The sequence below is a fragment of the Xanthomonas cucurbitae genome (genome assembly GCF_002939885.1).
GTDB classification, from domain to species: domain Bacteria; phylum Pseudomonadota; class Gammaproteobacteria; order Xanthomonadales; family Xanthomonadaceae; genus Xanthomonas; species Xanthomonas cucurbitae.
In genome coordinates this window covers 1-18343 of record NZ_MDED01000051.1, presented here as the reverse complement: position 1 = coordinate 18343, position 18343 = coordinate 1, and the positions used below count along the sequence as shown (strand labels likewise).

Here is an 18343-nt window from a genome sequence, read left to right as displayed (position 1 = left end):
GCGACGGCGCTGATGCGCTGCAAGCCTTGCCCAGAGCGAGTTTTGCGCATGGCAAGCAACTTTCTTGGCTGAGGGATGGGGCTAATCAGGTCGGCAATTGATCGAAAACTGGCATGTTTCTGATTTTCACATCAGCGCAGCGAGAGGACGCAAGGAAGCGACCGGCGACTCTGAACACCTGTCGGAAAGCGGCGACAACTTGCCGCTAGTTGCGCAATACATGAATGAACGTCATCCGGATGTATTTCGACGCATCCTGGACATCATGGCGCGTCGCGTCCCGGGAGTCGCCTCGGTCGAACCCAAGCTGATGGACGACGGTTATCTGACGCTACGTTTCCAGGACGGTTCTTTCAAGACCCCTTTCCTTGATCGTTACGTGTCTGACGGCACGATCAAAATGTTCGCCTATCTGGTCCTCCTCTACGACCCCTCCCCTCATCCGCTGCTGTGCGTCGAGGAGCCAGAAAACCAGTTATACCCACAACTCATGACCGAACTGGCCGAAGAATTTCGCATGTATGCGGAACGTGGCGGCCAGGTGTTGGTCTCCACGCACTCGCCTGACTTTTTGAATGCCACCGAACTCGACGAGGCCTGCTGGCTGGTGAAGCGAAATGGTCGAACCGAGGTCCATCGCGCGCGTGACAATCAACAAATTGCCAGCTACGTGAATGAAGGCGACCAACTTGGTTATCTGTGGAAGCAAGGATTCTTCGAAGGAGTCGACCCGCAATGAGGGAGCTGGTATTTCTCTTGGAAGAGCCTTCTGCCCGGGCCATGTTGGAAAGCTTGCTGCCGCGACTCTTGTCAAGCGACATCCAATATCGGCTTATTGCGTTCGAAGGAAAGCAAGATCTTGAAAAACAAATTGAACGCCGTATCCGTGGCTATCAGAATCCGCTCGCCCGATTTGTCATACTGAGAGACTTGGACAGCCACCCAGACTGCCGAGCGGTAAAGCAGAATCTTCTGGAACTTTGCAGGCGTTCCGGAAAAATTCAATGCTGTCTTGTTAGAATTGCGTGCACGGAGCTTGAGACCTTCTACTTAGCAGATCTCGCGGCGGTTGGCATGGCCTTACAGATGGAGCGGCTTTTCTCCTATCAAAATAACCGTAAATTCAGATCCCCAGATGCGCTTGGCAATCCGAGTAAAGAGCTTAAATTCATCACAGGTAGTCGATATCAAAAAGTGGCTGGCTCGCGGGAGATTGGGAAGTATCTTCAATTAGACAATGCTCGCTCTGCGAGCTTTCGCAACCTAGTGACTGGTGTCAAACGAATGGAAGCCGAACTATTGACTGCCCTGGGCTGAAGATACGAAGTTACTGATGGGAGTTCGCGTCCCTACAGGCTCCAACCGATCCATTGGGCTAGCGCTTTAAGCGATATCGGACGGCACACGAACGAGCGCAAACGCGCGATGTAAGTCAGAGCATGCGCGAAGCGCGTGGGTAGGCCACCTACTGACAAAGGACTAGCCGGCCTGTACACCGATGGCGCGCCCCTGCGGCAATAATGTCCGGGCACGCTTGCCCTTCAACAGACCGTGGCCACCACCTCCTTCGAATCCCGCCTCAGCCGCTTGTGGGCCCATGAAAAGGCCAGCTACGGACTGCGTGTGTTCATCGCGCTGGCGGTGGCGATGGGCGTGTGCTGGCACTGGCAACAGCTCACTGCGGTGCCGGCGCTGTTCCTGGGCATCATCGCCAGCGCCATCGCCGAGACCGACGACAACTGGCTGGGACGTACGAAATCGGTACTATTGTCGTTGCTGTGTTTTGCCGCTGCCGCCGCGGCCGTGACGCTGTTGTTCCCCTACCCGCTGCCCTTCGTGATCGGCATGGCGCTGGCCACGTTCTCGCTGACCCTGCTGGGCGCACTGGGCGAGCGCTATGCCTCCATCGCGCAGGCCACGGTGGCCTTGTCGATCTACGCCATGATCGGCATGGACCAACATGGCAGCCACGATCCGCGCATTGCCTGGCAGGGTGCAGCGTTACTGATGATCGGGGCCGGATGGTACGGCGGGCTGTCGATCCTGTGGACCATCCTGTTCGCCAACCGCCCGGTGCGCGAGCGGCTGTCGCGGCTGTTCTTCGAACTGGGCCTGTATCTCAGGCGCAAGGCCGATCTGTTCGAACCGGTGCGGCAAAGCGACCTGCATGCGCGCCGGCTCGCACTGGCCGAGCAGAATGCCCGCGTGGTGGCTGCGCTCAATGCTGCCAAGACCGCCATCATCAGCCGCTTCGGCCGTTCGGGCCGGCCGGGCGTGCAGTCGGGCCTGTATTTCAGGCTGTATTACATGGCACAGGAATTCCACGAGCGCGCCAGTTCCTCGCATTACCCGTATGAAGCGTTGACCGACGCGTTCTTCCACAGCGATGTGCTGTACCGCTGCCAGCGCCTGCTCGCTCTCCAGGGCAAGGCCTGCGCGGCGCTGGGCGAAGCGATCCGCCTGCGCCAGCCATTCGACTACGGCGACAACAGCCGCCTGGCCACCGACGACCTGCGCCAGTCGCTGGATTACCTGCACGGGCGCGCCGATCCCGCGCTGACGCGCCTGCTGGGCGCGCTAGAACTGTTGGTCGTCAACCTGCAGACCATCGAACGGCGCTTGTCCGAAGCAGCGCAGTCGGACTCTACCAGCGACCAGATCGATACGCGCCTGCGCGATTCTTCGCCGCATACGTTGCGCGACATGGCCGCGCGCCTGAGCCAACAACTCACGCCCGGCTCGCTACTATTCCGGCATGGTCTGCGCATGGCCATCGCACTGGTAGTGGGCTATGGGGTGATGCACGTCATCCATGCCGATCACGGCTATTGGATCCTGCTCACCACCGCGTTCGTCTGCCGCCCCAACTACGGCGCCACCCGGCTGCGGCTGGTGCAACGCATCGCCGGCACCTTGATCGGCCTGGTCGCCACCTGGGCACTGATGCAGTTATTTCCCAGCACCGAAGTGCAGCTGCTGCTCGCATTGGTGGCCACCCTGGTGTTCTTCATCGCGCGCACCGACCGCTACATGCTGGCCACCGCCGGCATCACGGTGATGGCGCTGTTCTGCTTCAACCTGCTCGGCAATGGCTTCGTGCTGATCTGGCCGCGCCTGATCGACACCGTGATCGGCTGCGCCATCGCCGCGGCGGCCTCGTTCCTGATCCTGCCCGACTGGCAGGGCCGCCGCCTCAATCAGGTGATGGCCACGGTGCTAGCCAGCTGCGCGCGGTATCTCACCCAGGTGCTGGAGCAATATGCCAGCGGCATGCGCGACGACCTGCCCTACCGCATCGCGCGCCGCGACATGCACAACGCCGATGCCGCGCTCTCGGTAGCGCTGTCCAACATGCTGCGCGAGCCGGGCCGCTACCGGCGCAACCTGGAAGCGGGGTTCCGCTTCCTGGCGCTGTCCAACACCTTGCTCGGCTATCTCTCCGCACTGGGCGCGCACCGCGCCGCACTGGAGGGCGAACACGATGCCGCCATCGCCCGGGCCGGCGAGTATCTGCAGCGCGCGCTCGGCGCGCTCGCCACCGCATTGGGCCAGCACCAACCGCTACCGCTGCACGACGAACGCGAAGCACTTGCCATGGCCGAAGCGCTCGAACAGCATGCCGTGCAGCTACCGCCCAAGCAGCGCCTGGTGCGCGACCAACTGGCGTTGACCCTGCGCCTGCTGCCCACGTTGCGTGCTGCAGCGCTGGCCGTCACCGATGCACCGGGCGAAGGTGCAGCCCCCCTGGCAGTGAACAAGCTCTAACGGTCATGGCGAAGGCCGCCTGGACGTGATCCTCATGGGGCCGGCCCGCACCGGCGGCGGTGTCGGCGCAGCGCCTGCCGCTGCACCACGAACCGCTTGCGCTGATCGTGACATCCAGCCGCCGCTTTGCCGCACGCACGCGGGTGGCGCTGCCGGGCTGGTGGCCGGCGCCGGTGTGCGCGGCATCTCGCTGTGGCCTTCGCGCAGGCCGGGCTGGGTCAGCGCCCGCAAACGAACCGCCAGGTCGGCATCGCGCGCGCTGCATCGCGATCCACCTGCGCACCGTCCAAGCCTGCTAGGCTGCGCGCGTTCGCAAAGGAAACTGCATGTCCGGTCACAGTCAGTTTGCCCTGCTCAGGCAGCGCCGCTTCTTGCCGTTCTTCGCCGTCCAGGCGCTGGGCGCGTTCAACGACAACGTGTACCGGCAGGCCATCATCGGCCTGCTGTTCTACCTGGGCATCGACGCGGCGCAGCGCACGCTCTATACCAACCTGGCGCCGGCGCTGTTCATCCTGCCGTACTTCCTGTTCTCCGCACTGGCCGGGCAGATCGCCGAAAAGCTGGAAAAACAGCGGCTCATCGTCATCACCACCACGATGGAGATCGCCATCATGTCGCTGGCTGCGGTGGGCTTCATCACCGAAAACATGGTGATCCTGCTGGTGGCCCTGTTCTGCACCGGGCTGCAATCCACGCTGTTCGGGCCGGTGAAGTATTCGATCCTGCCCTCGGTGCTCAAGCCCGAGGAACTCACCGGCGGTAACGGCCTGGTCGAGATGGGCACTTCGATCTCGATCCTGTGCGGCATGATCTTCGGTGGCTTGATCTTCCAGATCGCCGGCAGCCATGGCCCGGAGGCGGCGGCCACCGCGGTGATCGTCATCGCGCTCACCGGCAACCTGGTGGCGCGGCTGGTACCGCGCGTCGATGCCGGCGCGCCGGACTTGCAGATCAACTGGAACCCCATCCCCGAATCGCGCGCCATCATGCGCCTGACACGGCGCACGCCGGCAGTGCGCAACGCGGTGCTGGGCGTGTCGTGGTTCTGGTTTGTCGGCACCGTGCTCACCGCGCAGTTGCCCACCTACGCGCAGCTCAACCTCGGCGGCCAGCAGGACCTGTACGTGTTCGCGCTGGCGCTGTTTTCGATCGGTACCGGGGTGGGGTCGTTGCTGTGCGAACGGCTGTCCGGGCGCACCGTGGAAATCGGCCTGGTGCCGCTGGGCGCGTTCGGCATCAGCGCGTTCCTGCTGGACCTGTATTTCGCCCGTCCCGGTGCCGCGCCGGCCACCGGCCTGTCGATCGGCCTGTTCGTGCAGCAAGCCGGTAGCGTGCGGCTGATCGTGGACCTGGTCGGCGTCGGCCTGTTCACCGGCCTGTTCGTGGTGCCGTTGTTCGCGCTGATCCAGAGCCGCACGCCCAAGGCCGAACTCTCGCGCGTGATCGCCGGGCTCAATATCCAGAACGCATTGTTCATCGTGGCCGCGGCGGTGATCGGCATCGCGCTGCAGCTGCCGCAAGTGATGCTGTTCGGGCAGCGCATTCCGATGCCGGGGCTGAGCATCCCGCAGGTGTTCCTGGCGCTGGCGATCGCCAACACGCTGGTGGCGCTATGGATCTTCACCCTGGTGCCCGAGTTCCTGATGCGCTTTCTCAGCTGGGTGCTGGTGAGCGTGTTGTACCGGCTGCGCGCGCGCGACATCGACACGCACGTGCCCGACGACGGCGCCGCATTGCTGGTGTGCAACCACGTTAGCTACATGGATGCGCTGATCCTGTCGGCGGTGATCCCGCGACCGGTGCGCTTTGTCATGTACTACAAGATCTTCCGCATTCCGGTGATGCGCTGGATCTTCCGCACCGCCAAGGCCATCCCGATCGCCGGCGCGCGCGAAGATCCGGCACTGATGCAGCAGGCCTTCGACCGCATCGATGCCGCGCTGGCCGATGGCGAGCTGGTGTGCATCTTCCCCGAAGGCGCGTTGACCAAGGATGGCGAGATTGCCGCCTTCAAGTCCGGTGTCGAGAAAATCCTGCAACGGCGCAGCGTGCCGGTGATTCCGATGGCCCTGCGGGGCATGTGGTCGAGCATGTGGAGCCGGCGCGACACGCGGCTGGGACGCATGCGCGTACCGCGTCGGATGCGCGCGCAGATCGAGGTGGTTGCCGGCCCCGCCATCGCCGGCGACCAGGCCAGCGCCGCTCTGCTCGAACAACAGGTACGCACGCTGCGTCAGGAGCGTCCCTGAGCCACCCGGCGCAAGCTTTACGTCCATCGCGCACCGCGAGTAGCCTGTGCGCCTTTGCACGCTTGACCGCCGCGTTCGCCAAGCGGGCGCGGCAGTTTGTACCGGGGGACGTCGTCGTGCGCAATCGTTTGCCGTTATTTACCACCCAAGGAGCTTCACCATGAGTGCCATTCCGCCGCCGATCCAACCACCTCCCACCATGTCGTCGCCGCCTCTCCAGCCGATCAGGAATCATCTGGTCTGGTCAATCGTCATGACGGTGCTTTGTGTGCTGATCTGCTGTTCGTGCTGGAGCATTCCCGGCATCGTGACCGGCATTGTGGCGATTGTTTTTGCTGCGAAAGTAAATCCGCTGCTCAACGCGGGAGACATTCAGGGCGCCATCAAGGCCTCAAGTACCGCGAAAGTCCTCGCCTGGGTGACGACCGCGATCTTTGCGCTTGGACTGCTCCTGTGGCTGGTTTCAATCGCCAGCCTTGGTGTAGACGGCTATAGAGCAAAAATCCTCGAAATGCAGCAACAAATCGAGAGTTCAAGGTAAGCGTGTCCAAAAGACTGCTCTATCTCTCGTTGGCACCAGCTGCAATGGCAGCTGGTGTCGGCACATGGATTTTTTGGAAATTTGATCCAAACCTACCCGGCAATCCGTTTCCTCCCTGTCCCTTCCATGCACTCACGGGTCTTTACTGTCCTGGATGCGGAATTACCCGCGCGCTTCATGCGCTGGTGCACGGGGACTTGGTCACAGCGCTTGGAATGAATGCACTGGCAGTCGGGCTATTGGCACTGGTACCGTTTGTCGTGCTCTGGCACCAGGGCTGGCAACCCGCCATATTCCGGCCCATGGCGCGCGGATTGAGTTCACCGTGGCTTTGGATCACGCTACTGCCCGGATTTTGGATTGCACGCAATCTGCCTTGGTTTCCATTTACGCTGCTTGCGCCGGGGTGATCGCTTCCGCATGTTGAGGGCGTGAGACAGCAATGGATAAGAACTCTTGCATCTCAGCACGTCTACGCAGGCAAAGACCGGTGGATCCACCTTGATTGACTGAGAACAATCGGCAGGTCGACGCCACGTGCAAGGCGCACCCATAGCGCTACCGCACCCAACCTGCAATCACCAGCAACGCCAGCACCACCATCCACAGCAGCAGCACGCGCCACACCAGGCTCATGGCATCACGCACTTCCGGCAGGCGGCGCCACACCGGCACCAGGCCCGAGTAGGTGTAGTCGTGGGCTTCGTCGCGCAGCTCGGCACTGACGCTGGCACGCGCCACCGCGCCCAGGAAATGCGGCTCCAGCGTCCAGCGGTTGCCGTGCGCTTCGCGCCACGCCCGGAACACGGTGTCGAAATTGCCCACCAACGCCATCGACACCGTCATCGACTGCGCCACCGGCCACTCCAGCGCAGCCAGCAACCAGCGCGCGCCAGCCAGATTGCGTGGCGGCAGCAGCACCGCCAACGGGCTTTCCACCGCCAGGGCGGTCAGCCGATACAACACCGCACCGAACGGCCCCAGCAGCAGGAACCACCACAGCACCGCGAACCAGCGGCGCAAGCCATTGACCACCACCGCTTCCACCAGCGACGGCGCATCTTCATGCACGCTGCCCCCGGCCGCCTGCAGATGCGAGATCGCCTCGCGGCGCGCGGCAGGCGCATCGGCATCGATCACCGCTTCCACATCGCGGTCCAGGTCGCGCGGCCCCCAGGTCCAGGCCAGTACGGCCATGCCGAACAACAACGCCAGGAAACCGTGCCACACATCGTCCAGAACCCATTGCAGCAGCACCACCACGAACAGCACCGGCAACAGCGCCAGCAGTACGCCGTAGCGGCCCTGCCACGCACCGTTGTCGGCTGCGGCGCTGTCCAGCCGGCGCAGCCACCGCGCGAACCAGTCGAAGCGCCGCAGCCTGGCCACCTGGGCCGGCACCAGATGCCCCAGGGCGAGGGCGACAACGACGGCAACCAGGGTCGTGAACATGGATTTCCTCCTCAACCGAGTCTAGACGAGCGCAACCAGCGCCCATGCAACCGCCCCGCCGCGTGATGCCCCCTGCTGACGGCCAGGTGCGTCAGCGGCGCATGGACGCCGGCCCCGCTACGGTGGCAGCGGCGATGCAAGTGCTCAGCCATGCGTGCGATGCCAGTGTTCGATCAGCGCGCGCGCAATCGAAATGGCCGGCGGCAGCCCGATCCCCTCCTCGCCGCCACGCCCTTCCAACGCCGCACCGATCTCGGCATGGCCCACCCAACGCGCATCTTCCAGTTCGCCGGTGACCTGCGGCACCTCGCTGGCCGCCGCATGCGCGGTGAAGCCCAGCATCAACGCGCCGGGAAACGGCCAGGGCTGCGCGCCGAGATAGCTGCAGTGCTGGATCCGCACGCGGGTTTCCTCGTGCACCTCGCGCGCCACCGTCTGTTCCAGCGACTCGCCCGGCTCGACGAAGCCGGCGATCACCGAATAGCGCCGCGGTGCCCAGCTGGCCTGACGGCCCAGCAGCAGCCGTTGCCCGTCGCTGACCGCCACGATGATCGCCGGGTCCACGCGCGGGTAGTGTTCGGCCTGACATTGCGTGCAGTGCGCGATGAAGCCGGCGCGGCGAAACACGATCACGCCGCCACACACGCCGCAGTAGCGCGTACGTGCCTGCCAATGCAGCATCGCCCGCGCATACGACGCCACGGTCGCGATCTCCGCAGGCCATTCGGCCGCCGCCTGACGCAGGTCCACGCGCTGCGGCGCCGTCACCGCCAGCGGGTCGGCCGACAGGCAGAACCACCCCTGGCCATCGCGCAGGCCCAGGAAGATCGCCGCCTCCGGGCTGTCGGCAAGTGCCGCACCCTGTAGCAACAACGGCTGGCCCTGGGCATCGGCCAGGGCGGTGCCCTTGGCATCGATCAGCAGCACGCGGGCCTGCGGCCACAGGTGCGCCAACGCTGCAGGATCGTCACGCAAGGCATCGCCGCGATCGAGCGGCGCGTGGGCGAAGGCAAACGCGGACAATGGAGAGGAAGGCGCTGACATCGACGCAAGCCTGCCGACAATCGGCAGTACCCGCAACCGTGGTGCAAGCAATGACCGCCTCTGTCGCGGTGCCTGTTCAGCCACAGCGCGCCATGCAGGCGGGGGAACACGGCGACGCTGGCGCAGGATCACCACCGCAGCGATGACGGCCCGCCTCGCCTCGACGACGAAGCCATCCCTGCGGCAGTGCAGCGGGCCAGGCAAGCGACCCCTGCACGCGCTGCGCAGCCATGACCGACGCGGTCGCCGGCCGAGGAAGGTACATCAGACGCTGAAGCTGCTCCCACACCCGCAGGTGGTCTTGGCATTGGGGTTGCGGATCACGAACTGCGCACCGGTCAGGCTCTCGGTGTAGTCCACTTCGGCGCCCATCAGATACTGCAGGCTCAGCGGATCCACCAGCAGCGTCACACCGTCGGTGGCCACGGCCAGATCGTCTTCGGCCCGATTCTCGTCGAACTCGAAGCCGTACTGGAAGCCGGAACACCCACCGCCCTGGATGTACACGCGCAGGGCCAGGTCGGCGTTGCCTTCTTCCTGGATCAGCTCGCGCACCTTGGCGGCGGCAGCGCCGGAAAAGTTCAACGGCCGGTCGATGGACTGGTAGTCCGGCGCCGGTGCGGCAGTGGGAAGCGAGACGAGAGTGCTCATGCCGTCAGCATGGGGGCCGGGCCGCTCCACTTCAAGCCGGCGGCGCGCTGGCGCGTCGGCCGCGCAGCGCTCAGGCCTCGGCGGTCTCGGCCTGCGCGGCCTTGGCCGGCTCGGTGCGGCTGCCTTCCGGCGCTGGCAGCGCTGCAGTGGCGCCAGCGGTGGCGGCATGGATCAGGCGCCCGGTGAGCTGCGCGCCGGCGCTCATCTCCACCACCTGGTAGTGCACATTGCCCTGCACACGCGCATTGGCGGCCAGTTCCACCCGCTCGGCCGCATGGACGTCGCCGGTCAGCTGACCATTGATGATGACCACCGGCACGCGCACCTCGCCCTCGATGCTGCCCTGCTCGGCCACGGTCAAGGTGGCGCTGGCGCCGTCTTCGGCAATCACCTTGCCCAGGATGCGGCCTTCCACGTACAAGCCGCCGCTGAACACCAAATCGCCGCGAATCACCACCTGCGGCCCGATCAGGGTGTCGACCACGGTCTGCGCACCACGGTTTGACTTGGTTCCGAACATGAGCTACTCCCCCGCGCCATTGCCGGCGATTTTCCAGTCGAATGTCTGAGTGACCGGCGCCCCATCGCCGCTGAGGGAGATTTTGACACGTTGCGGGGTGAAATCCTTCGGCAGGATCAGGCTGCCATCCAATTGCTGGAAATAGCGGAACGAATACGGTTGGCCGGCGGCATCGGGCTTCTGGTGCAACTCGTTCCAGCTCACCGTCACCAGCTTGCCGGCGCGCACGCCTTCCACCGCAAAGCGCAGCTGGCCCTGGCTGATCGCGCCGCGGTTGAGGTTCTGGGTCAGCACCACGCTGTAGTTCCAGGTGCCGCCGGCCTCGGCGGTGAACTGCACCGAATGCGCATTGAGCCCCTTGCGCTGCGCGGTGGAGCCCACCAGGCGCTCGTAGAAGGCCACGTCGGCGCGCAGTGCGGCGATCTGCTCGTCGCGCTCGGCCAGCGAGGCCTGCACCTCGGTATTGGCAGCGCGGCTGATCTTGTCGGACATCGCCAGGTTGACCTGGCGCTGCTGCAACTGCGCAATCTGCCGCTGCTGCTGGGCCTGGCGGCGTTGTGCCTGCTGCAATGCCGCCTCGGCCTGGGCCAGGCGCGGTGCGGCCGTCCGCGTGGCCATCCACCACACCCCGCCCAGCGATGCCAGCCACAGCAGGGCTATCACGCCCCACAACCAGCGACCGCCGGAACGGCCGCCGCCCGACTCCCGATGGACGATCTGAACGCGTGCGGCTGGTCTCATGGGCATCGGGTCCGGACGGGCCGGCGTGGGTCGGCGGCGTAGTGTGCCAGAGCCTGGTCGGCGGTCGCGCTGGCGCTGGACCGGCGGTTATCCGATAGTTCCGCATTGTCCGCAGGAAGCAGCGCCATGAGCGAGGCCCATCTGTTCGTGATCGGCATCCTGCTGGCCTGGCTGGCCGGCATCCGCGTCTACCTCACCGTGTTCGGGGTCGGCCTGGCCGGCCTGCTCGGCTGGATCGAGCTGCCGCCTGCCCTGCATCCAGCGCAGTCCTGGTGGGTGCTGGGCACCTCCGGCGCACTGGCGGTGGCCGAATTCTTTGCCGACAAGATCCCCGGCGTGGATTCGGGCTGGGACCTGTTGCAGACCCTGGCGCGGGTGCCGGCCGGTGCGTTCCTGGCTGCGGCCACACTGTCGCCCGATGGCGACCTGAGTCCCGGTGCGCTGGCCGCCGGCGCGGGAGTGGCGCTGACCAGCCACACGCTCAAGGCCGGCACCCGCGCACTGCTCAATACCTCGCCCGAGCCGGCCAGCAACTGGGTCGCCTCGCTGGCCGAGGACACCATCGCCACCACTGCGCTGGCCCTGGCCCTGGCGCAGCCGTGGTTGGCGCTGGGCATTGCGGTGGGAGCCAGCGTCCTGGTGGCGCTGGGGGTGTGGTGGGTGTGGCGGCTGTTGTGGCGGGGCATGCGTCGGCTGGCAGCGCCGCTGCGCGCAATCACCACACCCGCTGCACGCCGCTCCCCGCTATCGTGAAGTTCATCGCATAATCATCGCGACTGCAGGGAGTATCGATGGCCGCCCGAGATCCGGTTCCATTCACCACCCGTGACGACACCACCACGCGTCAGCGTCCGTTGCGTGCCGAGACGCCGCCAGCCGACCATTGGCGCCGCTGGGCGGACGACGACGCCACGCCCGAAGACGCTGCCCCGGTGAGCGCGGCGATCATTCCTGCGCCCGCCGGCGTGCCACGCCAGGCCCTGTCGAGCGCGCCGGCACAGGCGGCGGCCAACGCCGGCGGCACGCACGCGGCCGGGCCTGCAACGTCGGCATCGATGGCGCCTGCCGCCGCGCAGGACAGCGGCGACGACGTCGCCGCCGATGCACCGTACCGGGTATTGATCGTCGAAGACGACCGCTCGCAGGCGCTGTTCGCGCAGAGCGTGCTGCATGGCGCCGGCATGCATGCGCAGGTGGAAATGACCGCTGCCAGCGTGCCGCAGGCGATCCAGGACTATCACCCGGACCTGATCCTGATGGATCTGCACATGCCCGAGCTCGATGGCATCCGCCTGACCACCTTGATCCGTCAGCAACCCGGCCAGCAGCTGCTGCCGATCGTGTTCCTCACCGGTGATCCGGACCCGGAGCGCCAGTTCGAGGTGCTCGACAGTGGCGCCGACGACTTCCTGACCAAACCGATCCGTCCGCGCCATCTCATCGCAGCGGTGTCCAACCGTATCCGTCGTGCACGCCAGCAGGCATTGCAGCACACCGGCGAGCAGGCCAGCGCACGCAGCAATCCGGAAACCGGCCTACCCACCCGCGGCCATGTGATGGACCTGCTGGGCGATGCGCTGGAGCGCAAGCAGGCCGGCGGCCTGTTCTTCATCGAGATCGCCAGCGCGCTCGGCCTTCGCGAACGTTACGGCTACGCCGCCTACGAACGCCTGATGACCCAGGCCGGGCATCGCCTGGCCAGTGCCGCGCAGCCCTATCCGCTGGCCCGCCTGAACGACAACAGCTTCCTGCTGCTGGGCGTGGAGATGGACGAAGCCAGCCTGGAGCAGCGCGCGCTGGAGATCCGCGAGCGGCTCTCCGCCAACGCCTTTGCGGTCCGCGAAGAAGAAGCCGTCCACGTACGCTGCGCAATTGGCGCGGCGCCGTTGAGCCTGGGCTTCGACGATGCCGGCAGCGCGGTGGAAGCGGTCGAACGCACCGCGTTGCAGGCGCGCCTGCGCAGTGATGGCGTGCAGACCTATCTGGCGCCCAGCCAGGCCGAGCAGCAGGAGCAATTGCGCCTGGTCGAAGGCCAGCTGGAACTGGCCTATCAGCCCATCGTGGCGGTGGCCGGCGGCGACACCGCGCAGTACCAGGTGCTGCTGCGACTGCGCCAGGCCGACGGCACCCTGCTGTCGGCCGGCCAGGTGATTCCTGCCGCCGAAGCGGCCGGACGCATCGCCGATCTCGACCAGCAGGTCATGGACCACGCGCTCGGGCTGCTGCATCTGTACCAACACGCCAGCCCGCCGCTGCGGCTGTTCGTCTCGCAGTCGCCACGCACGCTGGCACGCGATGCATTCGCCGACTGGCTGCTCAACGCGCTGGTCGACCGCGGCGTGCCCGGGCAGTCGCTGATCGTGGACCTGCGCCTGGACGACGCCCTGATCCACGCCGTCACCGTGCAGCAGTTCTGCGCCAGGCTGATGCCTGCCGGGGTGCAGTTCTGCCTGAGTCAGTTCGAACCGGGCGATGAGGCCAACGCGTTGCTCAGCCAGCTACCGCTGAGCTTCGTGCGCATGGCCAACCGTTTTGCCGATGCGCATGGCAACACCGGGGTACGCGACCAGTTGCGCGGCGTGATCGATGCCGCCCACCAGCGCGGCCTGCTGGTGATCGGCCAACGCATCGAAGACCCGCAGGCAGCCGCGGCGATGTGGATGAGCGGCGTGGATTTCATCCAGGGCAACCTGGTGCAGACCGTCGGCAAGGAACTGGATTTCGACTTCACCAACGCGGTGCTCTGAGCGATGCCACAGGCGGGCAGCCCTCGCACCTGGGCCGGCCTGGCCCTGGCGGCAGCCATCGTCACGGCAACCGGCCAAGGCCTGCAATGGGCTGGCCTGCCGGGTCCGTGGCACGCGCTCGGCGCCGCCGCTGCGGTGGTCACTGTCGTGCTGGCGATCTGCACAGCCGCCGCCGCCCACCGTAGCGCGCGTGCGCAGCGCGCGCTGTCCCAGCGCGTGGACGAGGCCGACCTCGCCCACGAGCGCCTGCAACAGGAACTGCGACGCCACGGCGAGCTCGAACACGACCTGTTGCGCGCCAAGCGCGCCGCCGAAGCCGCCGCGCTGGCCAAGGGCGAGTTCCTGGCCACCATGAGCCACGAAATCCGCACCCCGCTCAACGGCATCATTCCAATGCTGGAACTGATCGCGCGCGGCCAGCTCAGCCTGGACCAGCGCGACATGCTGCAGACCGCCACCGGCAGCTCGCTGCAGCTGCTGCGCATCGTCGACGACATCCTCGACTACTCCAAGCTCGAAGCCAACAAGCTCGAACTGGAGACCACCGCCTTCAACCTGCGCGAACTGCTCGACGGCGTGGTGCAGCTGCTGCAGCGCACCGCCGAAGGCAAGCAACTGCGTCTGAGCCTGGAGATCGCGCCGTCGGTCCGCCTGCTGGTGCGCGGCGACCCGATCCGCCTGCGCCAGGTGCTGAGCAACCTGATCGGCAACGCAATCAAGTTCACCGAGCGCGGCAGCATCGACATCCAGCTTGGCCGCCTGGGCGAGACGCGCACCCAGCATCTGCTGCGCTTCCAGGTGCGCGACACCGGCATCGGCATTGCGCCGGACCAGCAGGTGCGCCTGTTCCGCTCCTTCGCCCAGGCCGATGCCTCCACCACCCGCCTGTACGGCGGCACCGGGCTGGGGCTGGCGATCTGCAAACGCATCATCGACCTGATGGGCGGGCGGATCGGCGTGGAATCCGAACCAGGGCGCGGTGCCACGTTCTGGTTCGAGATCCCGTTGCTCAAGGTGATCGGCGACCTGCCGCAGAGCAACAGCGCCGACGCGTCGCGGGTGATGATCATCAGCTCCGACACGCGCCTGCAGCAGCGACTCAGGCACCTGCTCGACAGCTGGGGGGTCTCGCACGTCTCGATGGACACCACGCAGGAAGCGCTCGAGCGCCTGCGCCGGCATCACGAGACCGAAGGCTTCCGCTGCGTCATCGCCGACCACGACACCCTGCGCTACAGCGCCCGCGCGGTGCATCGTGCACTGGCCCGGCCAGAAGAACCGGGCACCGCCAGGCTGATCTGGCTGTACGGCGACGAGCCGGTGCCGGTCGAACTGCACGACCACGCCAGCCTGGTCCCACGCCACAGCCCAGACGAGATCCTGCGAACGGTGGTACTGCCTGCAGATCCGAAGCCAGTGCCAACGCCAGCGCCGAGCGTGACCCTGCTCCCCGAGCCGCCGCCGTTGGTGCGCGCGCGCGAGGTGCATATCCTGTTGGTCGAAGACAACTCGGTGAACCTGCTGGTCGCACAGAAGCTGCTGGCCGTCCTCGGCTTCGAAGCCGACACCGCCACCGACGGCGAGGCCGCGCTGGGTCGCATGCAGGCCACCCACTACGACATGGTCTTCATGGATTGCCAGATGCCGGTGCTCGACGGCTACGCCGCCACCCGGCGCTGGCGCGCGATGGAGACCGAATCCGGCGGCCGCCCGATCCCGATCGTGGCAATGACCGCCAACGCCATGGCTGGCGACCGCGAACGCTGCCTAGCTGCCGGCATGGACGATTACCTCTCCAAACCGGTCGCCCGCGAACAGCTCGATGCCTGCCTGCAGCGCTGGCTGCCACAGCCCACGCTCCTGCCAAGCCCGTCCAGCGAAACAGTGGCGCCCGACCCGTCCAGCGAGACAGTGGCACCCGACACGTCCAGCGAAGCAGTGAAGCCCGACCCGGAAGACGCCCGCGTAGCGCCCCCGGCGCGGGCGCTGCCAATCCTGGACACCGAGGTCATCGACGAGTTGTACGAGGTCATCGGCGCGGACACCGTGACTATCCTGCAGGTGTTCCTGGACGATGCCCCCGGCATCATCGCCCAGCTCGAGGCAGCTGCGGCCAATCGCGACAACGTGCAGCTGCGCGACCTGGCCCACACGCTCAAATCCTCCAGTGCCAACGTCGGCGCGCAGGTGCTGTCCAACGCCGCACGCCGGATCGAACTGGCCGCCCGCACCGGTACCGTCGAACGCCCGTCGGCGATGGTGGCCCTGGTCATTGCCGAATACGCGCGTGCGCGCCTGGCGTTGCTGGGGCAGGTCACCCGCCTGCAGGCCGCTACCAGCGCAACCGGCTAGTGCGGCTTCATCTCGAGAGCCCCTCTCCCCTCGGGAGAGGGGTTGGGGTGAGGGTACGGCCAACCCCATACGTACCCACCCAAGCCGCCAAGGTGCAACACCTGCGAGGATCCGCCGCAAGCGCTGCCCGGGATCGTCAGTGCACCTGCAGCGATCCAGGGCCGAACAACGCCCGAGACAACCCGTCGCTTCAGTCGTCCAGCTTGGTCAGCAGGTAGTTCGGCTCGCCGATACGCGCCACCAGGTCCAGCTGGGTTTCCAGCCAGTCGATGTGCTCTTCTTCCGACTCCAGGATGTCCACCAGCAACTGGCGGCTGACGTAGTCGTTGACGGTCTCCGCATAGGCCACCGCCTCGCGCAGCACCGCTACCGCCTCGCGCTCCAGCGCTAAATCGCAGCGGAACATCTCGGTCGGGTTCTCGCCGATCCGCAGCTTGCCCAGCGCCTGGAAGTTCGGCAGCCCCTCGAGGAAGAGAATGCGGTCGGACAACGTGTCCGCATGCTTCATCTCGTCGATGGATTCCTTGTACTCATGCTCGGCCAGTTCCTTCAGGCCCCAATTCTTCAGCATCTTGGCGTGCAGGAAGTACTGATTGATCGCAGTGAGTTCGTTGTAGAGCACCTTGTTGAGGTACTCGATGACCTTGCTGTCGCCCTTCATGCGATGTCTCCGGAAATGAACCGGCCGCACTCTACCGCGTCGGCCGCCCGCATGAAGGAACGCGAATCGTGCTCAGTTGCGGGACGCGCGCGCATCGGGGGCTGTAGCGCTCCGCGCGCACCTGCCTGCGCCAGGTCCGCTCAGGCAGCGCTTGCCAGCCCCAGCAGGGGGAGCGGCAGTGCACGGCTGGCCAGCGCCTGATTCAGCAGGTCCGAGGCCATGTCCAGGCACGCGCCACAGTTGGAACCGCAGCCGGTGCGCATGGTGAGTTCGGCCAGGCTGACGCAGCCATTGTCGGCCGCTTCGCGGATCTGGTGGTCGGTGACCCCATTGCAGATGCAGACGTACACGGTATCGGTCGGGCGCTGGCGATCCGGAGAGGACCGAACGCGATTGCACCGCAAACGAGAATAGGTGTCAATTCCAAACGTTAATCATTATTAATCCGCACCGGCCGTGGCCCGCTGCGCTTGCGTGGCCGCTTGCGTGGACGGTCGTGTCCGGCTGCGCTGCTGCCCGGCAACCAGGCTTCCAGCGCACGCTCGGGCATCATCCCCACCGCCGCCTGGCCAGCGATATCCTGGGCAAGCGGCGCCAGGTGACGCAGCGCGCGCGCATAGACGCCGCGCTTGAACACCACCACGTGCTCGACCGGGTACCAGAAATCCACCCATCGCCAGTGATCGAACTCGGGCGTGTCGGTATGGTCCAGCTTGAGGTGGGATTCGTCGCCGGTGAACTGCAGCAGGAACCAGACCTGCTTCTGGCCGATACACACCTGCCGCTCGTTGTGGCGCACCGCACGGCTTGGCAGGCGATAGCGCAGCCACCCGGGGGTGGCGCCGAGCACTGACACATGCTCGGGCAACAACCCGGTTTCTTCGCGCAACTCGCGGTACATGGCTTCCACGGGCGTCTCGTCGGTATTCATGCCACCTTGCGGAAACTGCCAGCCATCCCGGCGCACGCGACGTGCCCAGAACACCTGACCGTTCTCACGCATCAGCACGATGCCGACATTTGGCCGGAAACCGTCCGGATCGATCACGATGCGGACTCCTGAAAATCTACTGTCACCGACTCTGCCACGGCCACGCCCGGCTCACAAGCTGAAAACGAAAAGCTTGACAACACGCCGATGCTTGGTGAGAATTGCCGGCTCCCTAGGCTATGTAGCTCAGCCGGTTAGAGCACAGCACTCATAATGCTGGGGTCGGTGGTTCGAGTCCACCCATAGCCACCAAGGTTTCCAGGCCTGCACAGGCATGCGATACTCTAGGACAGCACAGTTTTATTGCCCCGTCGCCAAGCGGTAAGGCACCTGACTCTGACTCAGGCATTCGGTGGTTCGAATCCATCCGGGGCAGCCAGACAACTAAAGGTCCGATCGAAAGATCGGGCCTTTTTTGTTGCCCGCACCCCTCCCCCAATCGCTACCGAGACAGGCCCTGCCGACTGCAGAATCTGCGCATCGGACAACCGTCCACGCACGCGGGCAGTAACGCCCAAAACGACAAAAGCCCGGCAATGCCCAATGCCAGTCAGTTAAGCCCCGAGGGGAGCTGATCCAGTAAAAAGGGAACGTGTTCAACACGTTCCCTTTTTTGCTTGATGAGCCTG

15 protein-coding genes, 2 tRNA genes and 4 pseudogenes are annotated in these 18343 nt (G+C 65.6%); 13 read left to right on the top strand and 8 right to left on the bottom strand.

All coding sequences use genetic code 11. The features are described 5' to 3' along the window. Window positions 1-91: 91 nt before the first annotated feature. From XcuCFBP2542_RS17395 to XcuCFBP2542_RS17370, 7 genes and pseudogenes are all read left to right on the top strand, one after another. Window positions 92-739, top strand: a pseudogene (locus XcuCFBP2542_RS17395) (AAA family ATPase); the annotation flags it as partial. Next, window positions 736-1317 carry a DUF4276 family protein gene (locus tag XcuCFBP2542_RS17390; RefSeq protein ID WP_104605325.1) on the top strand — a complete coding sequence of 194 codons (582 nt, stop codon included), beginning with the start codon at window positions 736-738 and terminating at the stop codon, window positions 1315-1317. The pseudogene XcuCFBP2542_RS17395 and the gene XcuCFBP2542_RS17390, both read left to right, overlap by 4 nt. Window positions 1318-1551: 234 nt before the next feature. Then, window positions 1552-3765 carry a YccS family putative transporter gene (gene yccS, locus XcuCFBP2542_RS17385; RefSeq protein WP_104605323.1) on the top strand — a complete coding sequence of 738 codons (2214 nt, stop codon included), beginning with the start codon at window positions 1552-1554 and terminating at the stop codon, window positions 3763-3765. A 7-nt stretch (window positions 3766-3772) separates the two neighbouring features. Then, window positions 3773-3996, top strand: a pseudogene (locus XcuCFBP2542_RS20130) (LysR family transcriptional regulator); the annotation flags it as partial. A 95-nt stretch (window positions 3997-4091) separates the two neighbouring features. After that, complete coding sequence (locus XcuCFBP2542_RS17380; RefSeq protein WP_104605321.1) at window positions 4092-6014, top strand: MFS transporter; 1923 nt, start codon at window positions 4092-4094, stop codon at window positions 6012-6014. Window positions 6015-6174: 160 nt separating this feature from the next. After that, window positions 6175-6555, top strand: a complete 381-nt coding sequence (locus XcuCFBP2542_RS17375) for a CD225/dispanin family protein (protein WP_104605319.1) — start codon at window positions 6175-6177, stop codon at window positions 6553-6555. Window positions 6556-6599: 44 nt separating this feature from the next. Next, the gene (locus XcuCFBP2542_RS17370) at window positions 6600-6965 is read left to right on the top strand and encodes a DUF2752 domain-containing protein (protein WP_167527019.1); all 366 of its coding nucleotides are present in this window, start codon (window positions 6600-6602) and stop codon (window positions 6963-6965) included. Window positions 6966-7113: 148 nt separating this feature from the next. Here XcuCFBP2542_RS17370 and XcuCFBP2542_RS17365 read toward each other — a convergent pair whose 3' ends face one another. The 5 genes from XcuCFBP2542_RS17365 to XcuCFBP2542_RS17345 all read right to left on the bottom strand — a co-directional run bounded on the left by XcuCFBP2542_RS17365 (window position 7114) and on the right by XcuCFBP2542_RS17345 (window position 10963). Then, window positions 7114-8007, bottom strand: a complete 894-nt coding sequence (locus tag XcuCFBP2542_RS17365) for a cobalamin biosynthesis protein (RefSeq protein ID WP_104605315.1) — start codon at window positions 8005-8007, stop codon at window positions 7114-7116. 144 nt (window positions 8008-8151) lie between these two features. After that, window positions 8152-9051 carry an NAD(+) diphosphatase gene (gene nudC, locus XcuCFBP2542_RS17360; protein WP_104605313.1) on the bottom strand — a complete coding sequence of 300 codons (900 nt, stop codon included), beginning with the start codon at window positions 9049-9051 and terminating at the stop codon, window positions 8152-8154. Between the two features lie 264 nt (window positions 9052-9315). Then, window positions 9316-9702 carry an iron-sulfur cluster insertion protein ErpA gene (gene erpA, locus XcuCFBP2542_RS17355; protein WP_064507548.1) on the bottom strand — a complete coding sequence of 129 codons (387 nt, stop codon included), beginning with the start codon at window positions 9700-9702 and terminating at the stop codon, window positions 9316-9318. A gap of 70 nt (window positions 9703-9772) precedes the next feature. Beyond that, window positions 9773-10222: a bactofilin family protein gene (locus XcuCFBP2542_RS17350; RefSeq protein WP_104605311.1), complete on the bottom strand. Its 450-nt coding sequence runs from the start codon at window positions 10220-10222 to the stop codon at window positions 9773-9775. Between the two features lie 3 nt (window positions 10223-10225). Next, on the bottom strand, window positions 10226-10963 hold the full coding sequence (locus XcuCFBP2542_RS17345) for a DUF6776 family protein (RefSeq protein ID WP_104605309.1): 738 nt from the start codon (window positions 10961-10963) through the stop codon (window positions 10226-10228). Between the two features lie 126 nt (window positions 10964-11089). On the opposite strand from XcuCFBP2542_RS17345, the gene XcuCFBP2542_RS17340 reads away from it, so the two are divergent. From XcuCFBP2542_RS17340 to XcuCFBP2542_RS20365, 4 genes and pseudogenes are all read left to right on the top strand, one after another. Continuing rightward, entirely contained in the window at window positions 11090-11716 is a 627-nt protein-coding gene (locus XcuCFBP2542_RS17340; RefSeq protein WP_104605307.1) for a DUF4126 domain-containing protein, read from the top strand. A 38-nt stretch (window positions 11717-11754) separates the two neighbouring features. After that, window positions 11755-13710: an EAL domain-containing protein gene (locus XcuCFBP2542_RS17335; RefSeq protein ID WP_104605305.1), complete on the top strand. Its 1956-nt coding sequence runs from the start codon at window positions 11755-11757 to the stop codon at window positions 13708-13710. Window positions 13711-13713: 3 nt separating this feature from the next. Then, a pseudogene (locus XcuCFBP2542_RS17330) lies at window positions 13714-15586 on the top strand (ATP-binding protein); the annotation flags it as partial. Window positions 15587-15657: 71 nt separating this feature from the next. Further along, a pseudogene (locus XcuCFBP2542_RS20365) lies at window positions 15658-16062 on the top strand (Hpt domain-containing protein); the annotation flags it as partial. 190 nt (window positions 16063-16252) lie between these two features. Here XcuCFBP2542_RS20365 and bfr read toward each other — a convergent pair. The 3 genes from bfr to XcuCFBP2542_RS17315 all read right to left on the bottom strand — a co-directional run bounded on the left by bfr (window position 16253) and on the right by XcuCFBP2542_RS17315 (window position 17771). Beyond that, complete coding sequence (gene bfr, locus XcuCFBP2542_RS17325; protein WP_104605303.1) at window positions 16253-16723, bottom strand: bacterioferritin; 471 nt, start codon at window positions 16721-16723, stop codon at window positions 16253-16255. Window positions 16724-16863: 140 nt separating this feature from the next. After that, window positions 16864-17073, bottom strand: coding sequence for a (2Fe-2S)-binding protein (locus XcuCFBP2542_RS17320; RefSeq protein WP_104605301.1), 210 nt, complete (start codon window positions 17071-17073; stop codon window positions 16864-16866). Window positions 17074-17153: 80 nt separating this feature from the next. Beyond that, a complete protein-coding gene (locus XcuCFBP2542_RS17315; protein WP_104605299.1) occupies window positions 17154-17771 on the bottom strand; it encodes an RNA pyrophosphohydrolase in 618 nt (205 codons plus the stop codon). A gap of 118 nt (window positions 17772-17889) precedes the next feature. Here XcuCFBP2542_RS17315 and XcuCFBP2542_RS17310 point away from each other — a divergent pair. Both XcuCFBP2542_RS17310 and XcuCFBP2542_RS17305 read left to right on the top strand, forming a co-directional pair. Next, window positions 17890-17966: transfer RNA gene (locus XcuCFBP2542_RS17310), tRNA-Met, on the top strand. Window positions 17967-18018: 52 nt separating this feature from the next. Then, a tRNA-Gln gene (locus tag XcuCFBP2542_RS17305) sits at window positions 18019-18093 on the top strand. The last annotated feature ends 250 nt before the right edge of the window (window positions 18094-18343 follow it).